Origin of the sequence: Streptomyces sp. SudanB5_2050, from assembly GCF_964272335.1 — a bacterium.
Lineage (GTDB): Bacteria > Actinomycetota > Actinomycetes > Streptomycetales > Streptomycetaceae > Streptomyces > Streptomyces rochei.
The window spans coordinates 2,835,704-2,849,471 of the sequence record NZ_OZ186760.1 but is presented as its reverse complement, the minus strand read 5'-3'; the positions used below and the strand labels follow the sequence as shown (position 1 = coordinate 2,849,471).

Sequence of the window (13,768 nt, the reverse complement as noted above, 5' to 3'; positions counted from 1 at the left end):
TCCATATGCCTGAGCAGCCGCCCTATCTCCGCGTCGCCGACGAACTCCGGCGGCGGATCGCGGAGCACCTGTGGGAGCCGGGAGACCGTCTGCCCTCTCGCGCGCAGATCGGTCAGGAGTGCGGCGTCGGCGAGAACGTGGTCCGCAGGGCGCAAGAGCTGCTGATCTCCCAAGGCGTGCTGGAGGGTCGCGCCGGGTCGGGTACCTACGTCGCCGAGCCCCGGCAGCGGGTTCGCGTGGTGCGGTCTTCGGCGCGCGAGCAGCCGAGCGGATCGCCATTCCGGGCCGACATGAAGGCCGTGGGTAGGCAGGGGGACTGGGAGAGTCGGACGGACGCCAAGGTGCCGGCACCCGCAGACGTCGCGGCGCGACTCGGGATCGACGAGGGTGAGATGTGCGTGCGGACGGCGTACGAGTTCCTGGCGGACGGCAGGCCGGTGCAGCTGTCGACGAGTTGGGAGCCGTACGAACTCACCGGCGGCACTCTCGTCGTTCTCCCCGAGGGCGGTCCGCATGCTGGAGCGGGCGTCGTGAACCGTATGGCCGCGATCGGTATCACGGTCAGCCATGCCGTGGAGCAGCCAGAGCCGAGGCAGGCGACCGCCGAGGAGGCGTCGCTACTCGGCATCCAGAAAGCTGCCCTTGTCACGCACATCCGGCGGACGTACTACAGCGACGACGGTAGGCCCGTGGAGACAGCGGACATCGTGGTCCCTGCGGCTCACTGCGAGATCGTCTATGAGATCCCAATCAACCGATAGCCACGCCTAGGGTTCGCCGTATGGCCGACGATGCTCTGTCCTGTCCCGAGTGCAGGCAGCCTTTGAAGTCGGGCGGTCTTGTGCTGGTCAAGAGAGACGGCGACGGCCGGAGGGCTTGCCGATCTCTGTGGCGGTGCGCTGATCGGCATACCTGGTGGCAGTGGGCGGACCGGCCGGAGGAGCCACTGGAAGTCTGCCCAGTTCCGCAGGTGTTCCGTTGACATCCTGCCCTAGCGTCAGCGGGCCCGTACTTCGTGGAGCCCCGAGGTGTGTTCATCTCGGCGCGACGGCTTCGAGCCATTCGGCGAGCGCGGAGAAGTCGGCGCCATTGAGGCCCTTGGCCGGTTCGGCCTGGTGCAGCAGCGACGGCCCAGGGTGGCTGGCGTCGACCCAGAGGCGGTCCATGGCGCTGATCTCGTCGTCGATCCAGATGAAGGGTCGGCCGGCGGCCCACGCGACCATGGGACGGGTCTTCCAGTGGAGACCCCGCGGGGTACCTCCTGCCTCTGCGACCGGCCACTCCAGCACCGGCAGCCTCGGCAGACCGATGCGCGGGGCGATTACTTCGTTCGCCTCTTCCCTCCAGGTCGTCGCCCAGACGAGCTGGCAGCCCAGAGCCATGAGGCGCGGCCCGATCCCGGGGTCGAGTCGGGCCAGCAGCGGGTTCCCCTGGTCGACGGTCGTCGTGGAGGCGGCAGCGACCTCCGGATGGCCAGCCGACGACCCGAAAGGGATCAGTGGGCCGTCCACGTCGAGGAAGAGGAGGGGGCGCTCCGGTGAGCTGGTCACGGCAGCACCGTAGCCTCGCGCAGCGGGGGAGCGGCACCCTCGGGCTGGGCCGTCCCTGGGCCGTGCGAGGGTGCCCGAGGCCGATCGACAGCGACCGACAGTGACAGGTGGGGCCAAGACGCCATCCAAGAAAGCCCAGCTCAGGGGCTCTGCCCGGAACGCGTTTCCGCGCAGGGGTGGCGGTGCGGCAAGATGGGGTGTATCTGCCCACTGCCTGATCAAGCTGCCGGACGGTTTCTCTTGGCTGAGTTCATTTACACCATGCGCAAGGCGCGCAAGGCGCACGGCGACAAGGTGATCCTCGATGACGTCACCCTGAATTTCCTTCCCGGCGCCAAGATCGGTGTTGTCGGTCCGAACGGTGCCGGTAAGTCCACCGTTCTCAAGATCATGGCGGGCCTCGAGCAGCCGTCGAACGGTGACGCGTTCCTGTCGCCGGGCTACACGGTCGGCATCCTGCTGCAGGAGCCCCCGCTGAACGAGGAGAAGACCGTCCTGGAGAACGTCCAGGAGGGTGTCGCCGAGGTCAAGGGCAAGCTCGACCGGTTCAACGAGATCGCCGAGCAGATGGCGACCGACTACTCGGACGCGCTGCTGGAGGAGATGGGCAAGCTCCAGGAGGAGCTGGACCACGCCAACGCGTGGGACCTGGACGCCCAGCTGGAGCAGGCCATGGACGCGCTGGGCTGCCCGCCCGGCGACTGGCCGGTCGTGAACCTCTCCGGTGGTGAGAAGCGGCGGGTGGCGCTGTGCAAGCTGCTGCTGGAGGCGCCCGACCTGCTGCTCCTCGACGAGCCCACCAACCATCTCGACGCCGAGTCGGTGAACTGGCTGGAGCAGCACCTCGCCAAGTACGAGGGCACCGTCGTGGCCGTGACCCACGACCGGTACTTCCTGGACAACGTGGCCGGCTGGATCTGCGAGGTCGACCGCGGCCGTCTGCACGGCTACGAGGGCAACTACTCCAAGTACCTGGAGACCAAGGCCACCCGCCTCAAGGTCGAGGGCCAGAAGGACGCCAAGCGGCAGAAGCGTCTGAAGGACGAGCTGGAGTGGGTGCGCTCCAACGCCAAGGGGCGGCAGGCCAAGTCCAAGGCGCGCCTCGCGCGGTACGAGGAGATGGCGGCCGAGGCCGACAAGATGCGGAAGCTGGACTTCGAGGAGATCCAGATCCCGCCGGGCCCGCGTCTGGGCAACGTCGTCGTCGAGGTGAACAACCTCAGCAAGGCGTTCGGGGACAAGGTCCTCATCGACGACCTGTCGTTCACGCTGCCGCGCAACGGCATCGTCGGTGTCATCGGACCGAACGGCGCGGGCAAGACCACGCTGTTCAAGATGATCCAGGGCTTCGAGGAGCCGGACTCCGGTTCCATCAAGGTCGGCGACACGGTCAAGATCTCCTACGTCGACCAGAGCCGCGAGAACATCGACCCGAAGAAGACCCTGTGGGCGGTCGTCTCCGACGAGCTGGACTACATCAACGTCGGCCAGGTCGAGATGCCCTCGCGCGCCTACGTGTCCGCCTTCGGGTTCAAGGGCCCGGACCAGCAGAAGCCGGCCGGTGTGCTCTCCGGCGGTGAGCGCAACCGCCTCAACCTCGCGCTCACCCTCAAGCAGGGCGGCAACCTGCTGCTCCTCGACGAGCCGACCAACGACCTCGACGTCGAGACCCTCTCCAGCCTGGAGAACGCGCTGCTGGAGTTCCCCGGCTGCGCCGTGGTCGTCTCCCACGACCGGTGGTTCCTGGACCGGGTCGCCACGCACATCCTCGCCTACGAGGGTGAGTCCAAGTGGTTCTGGTTCGAGGGCAACTTCGAGTCGTACGAGAAGAACAAGATCGAGCGGCTCGGCCCGGACGCCGCGCGTCCGCACCGTGCCACGTACAAGAAGCTGACCCGGGGCTGATCGATCTTGCGGCACATCTACCGCTGCCCGCTGCGCTGGGCGGACATGGACGCGTACGGCCACGTCAACAACGTGGTCTTCCTCCGCTACCTGGAGGAGGCCCGTATCGACTTCCTGTTCCGCCCGGAGAAGGACTTCCAGCAGGGGTCGGTGGTGGCGCGCCATGAGATCGACTACAAACGGCAGCTCGTGCACCGGCACCACCCGGTCGACATCGAGCTGTGGGTCACCGAGATCAGGGCCGCCGCCTTCACCCTCGCCTACGAGGTGAAGGACGGCGACGAGATCTACGTCCGCGCCTCCACGGTGATCGTGCCGTTCGACTTCGAGGCGCAGCGGCCCCGCCGGCTGACCGCCGAGGAACGGGAGTTCCTGAGGGAGTACACGGACGCCGAGGAGGGGGCCGTCGCCGCATGACGGTCCTGCACCTGGCCGACGAGGGGGAGGCCGCCGATCTCGCGGCCTTCCTCTCCCGGCTGCTCCACTACGACCGTTCCGCCGCGGTGCGCCTCCAGGGGGCCGGCACGGCCCTCGCCGTCTTCGGGCGGCCCCCGTCCTTCGAGGTGCTGGCCGTGCGCGCGGTGCGGCTGGCCAAGCCGTACGAGAACGGGCTCGACGTCACCCTGGACGTGACCGTCTCCGCCGGTGAGCTGCTGGAGACGGTGGACGAGGCGGCGGCCACCGCCGTGGTCCCGGGCGCCGTCACCGGCCCTCCCTGGGCCGGGATGATGCCGCCGCGCGGCGGCTGGCGGCCCGAGCCGGGGCTGCCGGCGCCGGACGCCTTGCGGGCCCTGGTCGCCGCGGCGGTGGCGGAGTTCCGCTCCCGCACCGGCGAGCTGGCGCCCGGGGACCGTACGCGGGCCGAGCTGGACCGGATCGGGCGGGACATATGGTCCCGGACGGTCGGCGACACCGGGCTGCCGGTGCGGGCCGTGCACGCGGCCCAGTCCCTGGGGTTCCTGCGGGCGCCTTCCGGGGCGTCCGGCTCCGGTGAGGACGCGCCCGTGCTCTTCTCCTCGGGAGCGTGGCTGCGGCTGCGCACGCCCTACGGCTCCGTCGCCCTGCGGCGGGCCGGCACCGGAGCACTGGGCATCAGCGTGCGCTGATCCCACCGAGGGCGCGGGCGTGTGACGTCGTGTGACGCCCCCCGCCGAGGGCGTGCGCCCCGCTCGGCCGCTCACTTTCCGCCGCCCGGCTCCCCGGTCCGGCGGCCCCGGCCCCGTCGCCCGGCCGCTCAGCCCCGTCGCCCGGCCGCTCAACCACTGCCGTCCGGCCGCCCGGTCCTGTCGCCCGGCCGCTCAGCCACCGCTGTTCGTCCGCTCGGCCACCGCCACCCGGTCGCTCGGCCACCGCCACCCGGTCGTTCAGCCCGTCGCCCGGACGCTCAGTCCCCGTCGCCCGGCCGTCCAACCCCGTCGCCCGGTCGTCCAACCCCGTCGCCCGGCCGCCGGGCCCCGTCGCTGTCGTCCCGGCGTACGGCGATGTGGTCGGCTTCCAGTTCCAGGGCGACCCGGTCGCGCATGTCGAGGGCGCGTGTGTACTCGGCGGGCAGTTGGAGCCGTCCCGCGCGGTCCAGCATCGCGTACTCGCGGGCCACCACCCTCTCGTCGCCCGTCGCGGCGTCCACCTCGCTGCGGCGCAGCACCTCCGTGGAGGTGCGGCCGTCGCGGATGGCGACCGTGCGGCTGACCTCGCCGGCCACGGCCTGGTCGTGGGTGACGATGACGACGGTGGTGCCCAGGTGCTCGTTGGCGGTGCGGAAGGCGGCGAAGATCCGCTCCGCGGTCTGCGAGTCCAGCTCGCCCGTGGGCTCGTCGGCGAGCAGCACCGCGGGGTCGTTGGCCAGGGCCACGGCGATGGCGACCCGCTGCTGCTGTCCGCCGGACATCTGGTGCGGGCGGCGGTCACGACAGTCGGCGATCCCCATCAGGTCCAGGAGCCGCAGGGCCCGTTCGGCGCGCGCGGCGCGGCGTCCCCCCGTGCCGGCCAGCTGCATCGGCAGGACGACGTTCTGGGCGGCCGTCAGATAGGGCATCAGATTGCGCGAGGTCTGCTGCCAGACGAAGCCGACGACGCCGCGGCGGTAGGCGAGCCGGTCCTTCGCCGACATCGTCAGCAGGTCCCGGCCCGCGACCCGGGCGGCGCCGGCCGTCGGGGTGTCCAGGCCGGCCAGGATGTTCATCAGCGTCGACTTGCCGCTGCCCGAGGCGCCCACCAGCGCCATCAGCTCGCCCTCGCGGACCAGCAGGTCGAGGCCCTGGAGGGCCTGTACCTCCACGCCGTCCGTGCTGAAGACGCGGACCAGGCGGTCGCAGGTGATCAGTGCGTCGTGGCCGTAGGCGGGGCGGTCGCGGGACGCGGTGGCGCGGTCGGCCAGCTCGGCGAGGGTGGGATGGGGCGTCGTCGTCATCGGGGCTCTCCGTCTCGTCGTCTCGCGTACTCCTCGTCCGTCCGTACTTCTCGTCCGTCCGTCCGTACTCCTCGTCCGTCCGTACGCCCGTCCCGGCCCGGGCGCGGCGGCCCGGGCGTCGGTGGGGGCGACGCGGGCGGCCCGGTCACGGCCCGTCCCCCGCCCGCAGCTGGGGGACCGCGCCGCGCCGGCCCGACCACCACGCCTGTCCCACCCCCACCACCACCGTCAGCACCAGCACCGCGAGCGCCGGCAGGGCCAGCGACCACGGGTCGGCGCGCAGGTGGGCCCGGCCCGCCGGGGACGAGGCCCCCGCCAGGGCGATCGTGGTCAGGTCGATGCCGGGGGAGAGCAGCCGTACCACCGCCCAGCCGGTCAGGACGCCGCCCGCGACGGCCGGCACGGCCTGCGGCAGGGACTCCAGGACCAGCAGGCGGCGGCCCTGGGCCGGGGTGAGGCCCATGGTCCGCAGGCGGGCGAGGAGCGCGGCGCGTTCGGGGGCCGCGCCGGCCAGGGACAGCAGCAGGGCCAGGGCGGCGTAACCGGCGCCCGCCGCCACGGCCGCCGTGTAGACGCGCTCCGCGCCGGACTGCAGGGGGGAGTCGACGTACCGGGCCCGCTCCTCGGACCGCAGCTGTACGGAGGGCCCGCCGCCCGCCTGCCGGCGCAGCGCGTCCCCGTCCAGGCGGTCGCCGGACAGCAGCAGCGCGGTCGGCCGGGCCGCCTCGGCGGAGAGCCCGGCCCGGTCCACGACCAGGAACTCCTCGCCGGACACGGCCGGCGTGCGCTCCCGGACGAGGGCGATCCGAAGAGTGACGAAGGAGCCGTCCTCCATGCGGACCGCGAACGGCGCGCTGCCGAAGCGCTCGGCGACCACCGGTGAGGCCAGCGCCGGGAGCGGACCGTCACGGCCGCCGCGCCGCGCCAGCTCCCCGCCGGCGAACTCCCCGATCCCGGTCCGCGCCGCCAGCGCCGCGTACGCGTCGGGGCGCACGCCCGCCACCGGCACGGACTGGCGGCCGTCCGCGGCCTTGGCCTGGTGGGCGATGCTCACCTCGGCCTCGGACCGCACCCCGGGCACCCGGGCCAGGCGGTCGGACAGACCGGACGGCAGCGGACCGGTCGACTCGACGCGGGCGTCGGCGCCGACGGCGTACAGCGCGGCCCGGTCCCGGGCGTCGGAGACACCGGCGAGGACCGAGCCGCCGAACGCCGCCGTGGTGAACGCGGTGAGCAGCGCGAGCAGCGGCAGTACCGCCGAGACGGTCGTCCGGCCCGCGCGGGTGAGCGCCAGGTGTCCCACCGCGCCGCGCAGCCGCCCGGCCGGCCGGGCCAGGCCGCGCAGCGCCGGCGGATGGAGACGGACCAGCACCAGCGCCGCGACCACGCCGACCAGCACCGGCGCCGAGGACACCAGCCCCACGGACGCGTCCGTCGCCCCGCGCCGGCGCAGCGTCTCCACCGCGCCGAGCGCCAGCGCCACGGCCGTCAGCTCGGCCACGGTACGGCGCCGGGAGGCCCGGGCCGACGCCGCGTCCCGCCGGCCGCCGTGCACCCGTACGGCACGGTGCGCGGCGGCGGCCCGCAGCGGCAGCGCGAGACAGGCCACAGCCGTGACCGCGCCCGCCGCCCACAGCGCGGGCAGCAGCCGGGCGCCGGGCAGCGCGAGCACCGCCACGGCCAGCCCCAGGGCGCCGGCGGGCAGGGCGACCGCCGCGGTCTCCGCCAGCAGCCGTCCCGCCACGCCCCGCAGGGAGGCGCCGCGGGCCCGCAGCAGGGCGAGTTCGGAGTGGCGCCGTCCGGCGGCCAGGCCGCCCGTCATCAGCAGGACGACGGCGGCGACCGTACCCGATCCGGAGGCGGCGACGGCGACGAGCGGGCCGATGTCCCCGCGGAGCCGGTCGTAGGCGGTGAGTACGTCGTCGAGTCCGGTCTCGACGTCCGTCAGCGGGCTGATCAGCGCGCGCAGCCGCTCCGTACCGGGCCCGGACTCCAGCGCGGCCACCGCCGTGCTCAGCCGGCCGAGGTCGCGTGCGTGCAGGGCGTCCGTGTCGGGCACCAGGTGCCAGTAGCGGGCGGGGCTGCCGTGCGTGCCCAGCAGCGCGGGCGCCGCCTCGGGGGCCAGCAGCAGGCCGCCTCGCCAGTACGTCGCGGCGTCCGGGCCCTGCGAGCCCGGCTCCCGCAGCAGGGCGGGGGCGCGCAGCTCCGGCTGGAGCGACCAGTAGGCACCGTCGGGGTCACGGGGCGCGACGATGCCGGTGACGTGCACGGCGAGCCCGGGGCGTCCGGGCACGTGGACGACCGAGCCGATCTCGGCACGCAGCGTGCGGGCCGTCTCCTCGGTCACCGCGGCCTCCACCCGGGCGGTCGAGGCGGTCACCTCCGCGCCGGTGGCCCGGGGCAGCCGGCCCGAGCGCAGCCGGGCGTGGTCGGCGAGGGCGCTCGGCGCGGCCAGGACCATCTGCGCGGGCACCCCGTCGGGCCGGGGCAGCCACGCGTCCCGGACCGGGAGCGGGGAGGTGGTGCGCACCCCGTACGCCGACCGCGACCCGTCGACGACGAGGGGGCGTTCGACGGTGGCCACGATCGACGCGTAGTGGGCGGCGAGGTCCTCGGGCCGCAACTCGTCCTCGCGGTGCTCCCTGGTGTCGCCCGGCCCGGGACCGGCGGACACCAGGAAGCCGGCCCGGTCCGGGTGGGTCTGCTCGACGGCCCGGCCCAGACCGGCGTCCGTGTACCGGTCCAGGGCCCGCGGGAACGCGGCGGCCAGGCACGCGGTCAGCGCCACCAGCAGCGCCAGCGCGCCCGCGGCGCCGGGGGCGGCCCGCAGCCGCGTCCGCACCCAGGGAGCGGTCACCGGAGTCACCGTCCGCCACCTCCGTGCTCCTTGAGCGTCACCGTCGGGTCCGTACGGCGCAGCGCCACGGCCGCCGTCACCAGCAGCGGGACCAGGACCGTCGCGGCCAGCAACACCGCGACCCGGTCGTCCGGCAGCGTCACCCGTACGTCCGGCACGGGCCGGGTGGCCCGCGGTGTCAGCACGGTCAACGGGATCACCGCCCGGGTCAGGAGCGCGCCCAGGGCGGCCCCCGTCCCCAGCGCCAGGCCGACCAGTACGGCCTGTTCGACGGCGATCGTGCGGGCCAGCCTCGGGCGGGAGGCGCCCAGGGCCCGCAGCACCGCGAACTCGGTGCCCCGCTCCCGCAGCGAGCCGGCGGCGCTCACCGCGAACCCGACCGCGGCCAGCGCCGCCGCGACCCCGGCGGCCGCCGCGAACGCCGCGCCGGGGCCCGCCCCGAACGGGTCGTCGCGCAGACGCTCGGCGACCTCGTCGCGGACCAGCACCTGGGACGGGGCCGTGTCCGGGAAGGCCCGCAGCGCGGCGACGGCCGCCTCCGCCCGCCCGGACGCGGTCCGCAGCCACCACTCGGAGGGCTGGACGGCGGCGCCGTACCGGCTCTGCAACAGCTGGTTCACCGCCCGCAGATCGAGCAGCAGCGCACCGCCGGACCGTGCCGGGGAGGTGTCCGCGGCGGTGGTCGGCAGCTCCCGGACCGAGCGCGCGATCCGCACCGGCACCCGCTCGCCGGCCAGGGTCACCTCGACGCGTCCGCCGGTGCGGGAGCCCGTCGACGCGAGGAACCGGTCGGTGGCGACGCCGGCGACCTCGGTCGGCGCCGGCCCCGACACCCGCAGCCGGACGGTCAGCGTCGAGGGGGCGGTGTGCTCGTCGTCGGGCGAGAGGCCGGTGTGGTACTCGACGGCGAACGGCGTCGTCGGCAGGACGCGCGGCGGGGACGGGCCGCCCGCGCCGCCCTCGCCGAGCGACGGCCCGGACAGGTCCGACAGCCCCGACCAGTCGTGCGGCAGCGGTATGCGCCGCTCGGTCCCGTCGGAGGCCGCCGCCGACACCCGACGCACCGTCAGCCGGTGCTGCTCGCCGTCGCCCGCGGGCTGGGTCATGACCAGTTCCAGACCCGTGAGGGTCAGCGGTGCGGCCGACAGGTCCACGGTGAGCGCGCGCTCGCGCCCGTCGGCGGCCAGTTCGCCGGCCGGCAGCCGGTAAGGGGTCCCCCAGCGGTCCTCCACGGTCACCCATACGTCCGCCGCAGCCCCGGACGGGGAGCGCCCGGAGCCGGGGACGGCACCCGCCGGACCGCTCGCGGGACCGGCCTCTGGACCGCCCTCGGGGCCGTCCAGAGGGTCGGAGGCCCAGCCGGCCAGGGTCGCGGTCAGGGTCAGCGCCGTCGTGCCGGCCGGCACCGGCGCGCCCGCGGACGGCCGATCGGGGGCCATCCCCGACAGCACCCGCGGCAGCGGCCCGCCGGCCAGGTCGGAGCGCATCAGGACGGTGTCCGCCGCCCGTGAGGTGTCCAGCGCCAGTACGGTGGCGGTCCGGTCGCCGGACAGCGACAGCGCGGTGCGGGCCGCCGGGGCCACCTCCGCCACGCCGGGGACGGCCGCGTACCGGTCGGTGCGGCCGGGGGCGCTGTCCTCGCCCGCGAGCACCCGTACCGGAGCCCCCGTGCGGAAGTCGGCCTGGTCGTCCTGCGAGCGGGACCAGGAGGCGCCCTGCCCGATCGCCATCGTGCCCAGCGCGACCGCGAGCACCAGCAGCAGCACCGGGCCCGCCCCGCGCATCGGCCGGCGGCTCAGCTGCCGGCCCGCCAGCGCCGCCGTCAGACCGCGCCCGCGCGCCGCCGCGCGCTCGGCCGCCCGCGCCACCAGCGGCAACAGCCGCAGCACGAGCACGGTCCCCGCCAGCAGGGCCAGCGCCGGGGTCACCACGAGCAGCGGATCGACGCCCAGCGTCCCGGGGCCCGAGCCGGTCCCGGCCCCGGAGTCCGCCGCGGTCCCGGCGGTGGCGGTGGCCGTCTCGGTGCCGGAGGTCTGCCGGTCCAGTTGCCAGTAGGCGACGGCGGCCGACACCAGCAGTGCCACGTCCGCGCCCGCGCGCAGGGGAGCGGGCAGGGCGCTCGCCCGGCCGCCCGCACCCGTCGCGGGGGCCGGCGTCGGCAGCGTCACGGCCAGGGTGCACCCGAGCGCCGCCAGCGCGGCCACCAGCCACACCGCGCCGCCGCCCTGCGCCGCCGGTTCCCACCGCAGCCCGACCCGGGCCAGCGGCCCCTGCCCGGCCAGCAGCCGGATCAGCGGCCCGGCGAGCAGCGGCGCGCAGACCAGCGCGGGACCGGCCAGCAGCAGAGCCTCCAGCGCGGAGACGGCGGCGAGCCGGGACCGGGAGGCGCCGCGCGCCCGCAACAGCCGCAGCTCTCCAGCCCGTTCGACGCTCAGCAGCCGCGCCACCAGCAGCAGCGTGCCGCCCGCGAGCAGGACGAGCTGCACGGCGATGACCAGGACGGTGGACCGGGAGACCACCAGCGAGCGGTCGAGCCGGTCCAGGACCCCGGGCAGTCCGGTGCCCGCCTCGGTCGTCCCGCTGAGCACCGGCCGGCCGCGCAGCCACGCCGTGCCCTCCCGCGCCGCCTCCCGCAGGGCGTCCGTCCGGTCTGCCGTCAGCGACGCGTAGTCGGCCGTCGCCAGCCACCCCGACGGGCCCGGGCTGACCCGGCCGCCGCGCAGCACGCCGGGCGGGGCGAGCAGCGGCCCGTACGTGGTGAAGCCGCCCCGCTCGACGCCGCGCCCCTCCAGGTCGTCCAGCCGCCAGTACGGCGCCCCGGCGTCGACCGGGCGGTACAGGCCGGTGATCACCACCCGGACCGCGGGGCCGTCGAGGCGGTCGGTGAGCGTGAGCCGGTCGCCGGGCCGCACGCCCAGCCGCTCGGCGGCGGTCACCGGCAGCGCCGTCTCGACGGCGTCGCCGCCCGCCGGGTCCCGCGGCATCCGCCCCCGCTCGACGCGGACCTGCGTCGGGTCGAGGGCCGCGAAGTGCGTGAGGTCGGGGTCACCGGACCGGCCGGCCCGCGCGTCGCCGGCGGGCGGCAGCGCGTACGGTCCGGAGCGGGTCAGGGTCCGCACCGTGTGCGGCAGGCCGTCGAAGGTCCTGGCGGCCCCGGCCCGGACGGCGGCGTCGGCTTCGGACCGCCGTCCGGCCGGCACGTCGGCCTTCACGACCAGCGCGGCCTCGGCGGCGGCCCGTGGGTCCGTCAGGGCGTGCCGCAGGGCCGCGTCCCCGACGGCGCCGGCGAACGCGGTGAGGGTGGCCAGTACCGTCGTGGTCAGCAGGACGGTGAGCAGGGCCGCGGCGAGCAGCAGGCGGTGCGCACGCGCGCGCAGCAGCACGAACCCCGCGAGTCCCCCGAACCCCGCCACCCGGCCCCCCGGCACTGTCGTCCAGACCTCCGGGCGAGGATGGCAGAGGGGACGGGCCGCGGGTAACCGCTCGAAAGCCGGACTTGACCGGATCGTGACCGGATTCCGGCGCCGCTGGACCGGAATCCGCGCATCAGCCGACCGGACCGGTCAGGGGGCTCAGCCCGGTGTGTTGATCATCGAGGCCGCGGCGTACGTCAGGTACTTCCACAGCGTCTGCTCGTGCTCCTCGGACAGCCCCAGCTCGTCCACCGCGACCCGCATGTGCTTCAGCCAGGCGTCGTGCGCGGCCCGGTCGACGGCGAACGGGGCGTGCCGCATCCGCAGCCGCGGGTGGCCCCGGTTCTCGCTGTACGTCGTCGGACCGCCCCAGTACTGCATCAGGAAGAGCGCGAAGCGCTCCTCGGCGGGACCCAGGTCCTCCTCCGGGTACATCGGCCGCAGGATCGGGTCCTCGGCGACCCCCTGGTAGAAACGGTGGACGAGCCGGCGGAAGGTCTCCTCCCCGCCGACCTGCTCGTAGAAGGTCTGCTCCTGAAGCGTGCCGCGCCGAATCTCATTCACGCCGTCCATGGTCTCAGACGCGAGGACATAGGACTGGGGGCTTAGGACCTACTGTGGAGACATGGGCGGGTACCCGGATCTGGAGGGCCTCGCCGACTCCGCGCGGGCGGAGCTGGTGCGGGAGATCGAGCTGAGCGGCGCCTGGACGGCCGACCCGGTGTGGCGGGAGGTCTTCGCGACGGTGCCGCGCCACCTCTTCGTGCCGTACTACTACGTCGGCGTCCGGGGTGGCTACGAACGCCGCTGGGGCGAACACCCCGACCGGGAAGCCCGCGAACGCTGGGTGCGCGGCGCCTACGCCGACGCCCCGCTGGCCACCCGGCTGCGCGACGGCGAACTGCTCTCCTCCAGCAGCCAGCCCTCGCTGATGGCGATGATGCTGGTGGAGCTGGGCGTGCGGGACGGCGACCGGGTCCTGGAGATCGGCGCCGGCACCGGCTACAACGCCGCCCTGCTCGCCCACCGGCTCGGCGACGACGATCTGGTCACCACCGTCGACCTCGATCCCGAGATCACGGAGTCGGCCCGCCGGCACCTGGCCGCCGCCGGGTACCACCCGGCCGTCGTGACCGGCGACGGCGCCCGCGGAGTGCCCGAACGCGCCCCCTACGACCGCGTCCTCGCCACCTGCGAGCTGTCCTGCGTCCCGCGCGCCTGGCTCGCCCAGTGCCGGCCCGGCGGCCGCGTCCTGACGCCGCTCGCCACCGGCCTCGTCGTCCTCACCGTCCACGACGCCGGGCACGCCGAGGGGCGCTTCCTGCACACGCCCGCGTACTTCGTGCCGCTGCGCGGGGGCCCGGGCCGGGCGGAGCCGGAGACGCCGGTCCTGGGCGGGGTGCCGCGCCGGGCCCGGGAGGACGACCTGTTCCGCTTCCTGCTGGCGCTGAGCCGGGGCAGCCTCGACCCGCAGGAGGCATACGCCCTGTGGGTCCGCGAGGACGCCCCGCGCCGCGAGCGCTACGGCATCACCGTGCGCGGCGAACGGGCCTGGGCGTGGCTGGACGACCCGGAGGGCCCGTACGCCTGGCCGTTCACCTGACCCGGACGGGCCGGGTCAGGTGGTCCGGCG

10 protein-coding genes are annotated in these 13,768 nt (G+C 75.0%); 5 read left to right on the top strand and 5 right to left on the bottom strand.

Annotated elements, in window-relative coordinates:
• The first annotated feature begins 5 nt into the window (after positions 1–5).
• On the top strand, positions 6–761 hold the full coding sequence (locus tag ACFZP7_RS12660) for a GntR family transcriptional regulator (protein WP_385634439.1): 756 nt from the start codon (positions 6–8) through the stop codon (positions 759–761).
• Between the two features lie 273 nt (positions 762–1,034).
• On the opposite strand, the gene ACFZP7_RS12655 is transcribed toward ACFZP7_RS12660, so the two are convergent.
• On the bottom strand, positions 1,035–1,550 hold the full coding sequence (locus ACFZP7_RS12655; protein ID WP_385634438.1) for an HAD domain-containing protein: 516 nt from the start codon (positions 1,548–1,550) through the stop codon (positions 1,035–1,037).
• Positions 1,551–1,790: 240 nt separating this feature from the next.
• Between ACFZP7_RS12655 and ettA the strand changes: the two genes are divergently transcribed.
• From ettA to ACFZP7_RS12640, 3 genes are read left to right on the top strand one after another with little or no spacing between them, the layout of a single operon-like run.
• Complete coding sequence (gene ettA, locus ACFZP7_RS12650) at positions 1,791–3,455, top strand: energy-dependent translational throttle protein EttA (protein ID WP_030977696.1); 1,665 nt, start codon at positions 1,791–1,793, stop codon at positions 3,453–3,455.
• A gap of 6 nt (positions 3,456–3,461) precedes the next feature.
• Entirely contained in the window at positions 3,462–3,872 is a 411-nt protein-coding gene (locus ACFZP7_RS12645) for a thioesterase family protein (RefSeq protein WP_019325447.1), read from the top strand.
• Positions 3,869–4,561 (top strand): hypothetical protein, encoded by a 693-nt coding sequence (locus ACFZP7_RS12640; RefSeq protein WP_019325446.1) that lies wholly within the window; start codon positions 3,869–3,871, stop codon positions 4,559–4,561. Before ACFZP7_RS12645 ends, ACFZP7_RS12640 begins: the two co-directional genes overlap by 4 nt.
• Before the next feature lie 278 nt (positions 4,562–4,839).
• Here ACFZP7_RS12640 and ACFZP7_RS12635 read toward each other — a convergent pair whose 3' ends face one another.
• From ACFZP7_RS12635 to ACFZP7_RS12620, 4 genes are all read right to left on the bottom strand, one after another.
• The gene (locus ACFZP7_RS12635; protein ID WP_385634437.1) at positions 4,840–5,865 is read right to left on the bottom strand and encodes an ABC transporter ATP-binding protein; all 1,026 of its coding nucleotides are present in this window, start codon (positions 5,863–5,865) and stop codon (positions 4,840–4,842) included.
• A 145-nt stretch (positions 5,866–6,010) separates the two neighbouring features.
• Positions 6,011–8,731, bottom strand: coding sequence for an FtsX-like permease family protein (locus tag ACFZP7_RS12630; RefSeq protein WP_385634436.1), 2,721 nt, complete (start codon positions 8,729–8,731; stop codon positions 6,011–6,013).
• On the bottom strand, positions 8,728–12,135 hold the full coding sequence (locus tag ACFZP7_RS12625; protein ID WP_385634435.1) for an FtsX-like permease family protein: 3,408 nt from the start codon (positions 12,133–12,135) through the stop codon (positions 8,728–8,730). Before ACFZP7_RS12625 ends, ACFZP7_RS12630 begins: the two co-directional genes overlap by 4 nt.
• Positions 12,136–12,294: 159 nt before the next feature.
• Positions 12,295–12,708, bottom strand: coding sequence for a globin (locus ACFZP7_RS12620; RefSeq protein ID WP_019325442.1), 414 nt, complete (start codon positions 12,706–12,708; stop codon positions 12,295–12,297).
• Between the two features lie 52 nt (positions 12,709–12,760).
• Here ACFZP7_RS12620 and ACFZP7_RS12615 point away from each other — a divergent pair, with 52 nt between their 5' ends.
• Positions 12,761–13,738, top strand: coding sequence for a methyltransferase domain-containing protein (locus ACFZP7_RS12615; protein ID WP_385634434.1), 978 nt, complete (start codon positions 12,761–12,763; stop codon positions 13,736–13,738).
• Positions 13,739–13,768 lie beyond the last annotated feature (30 nt).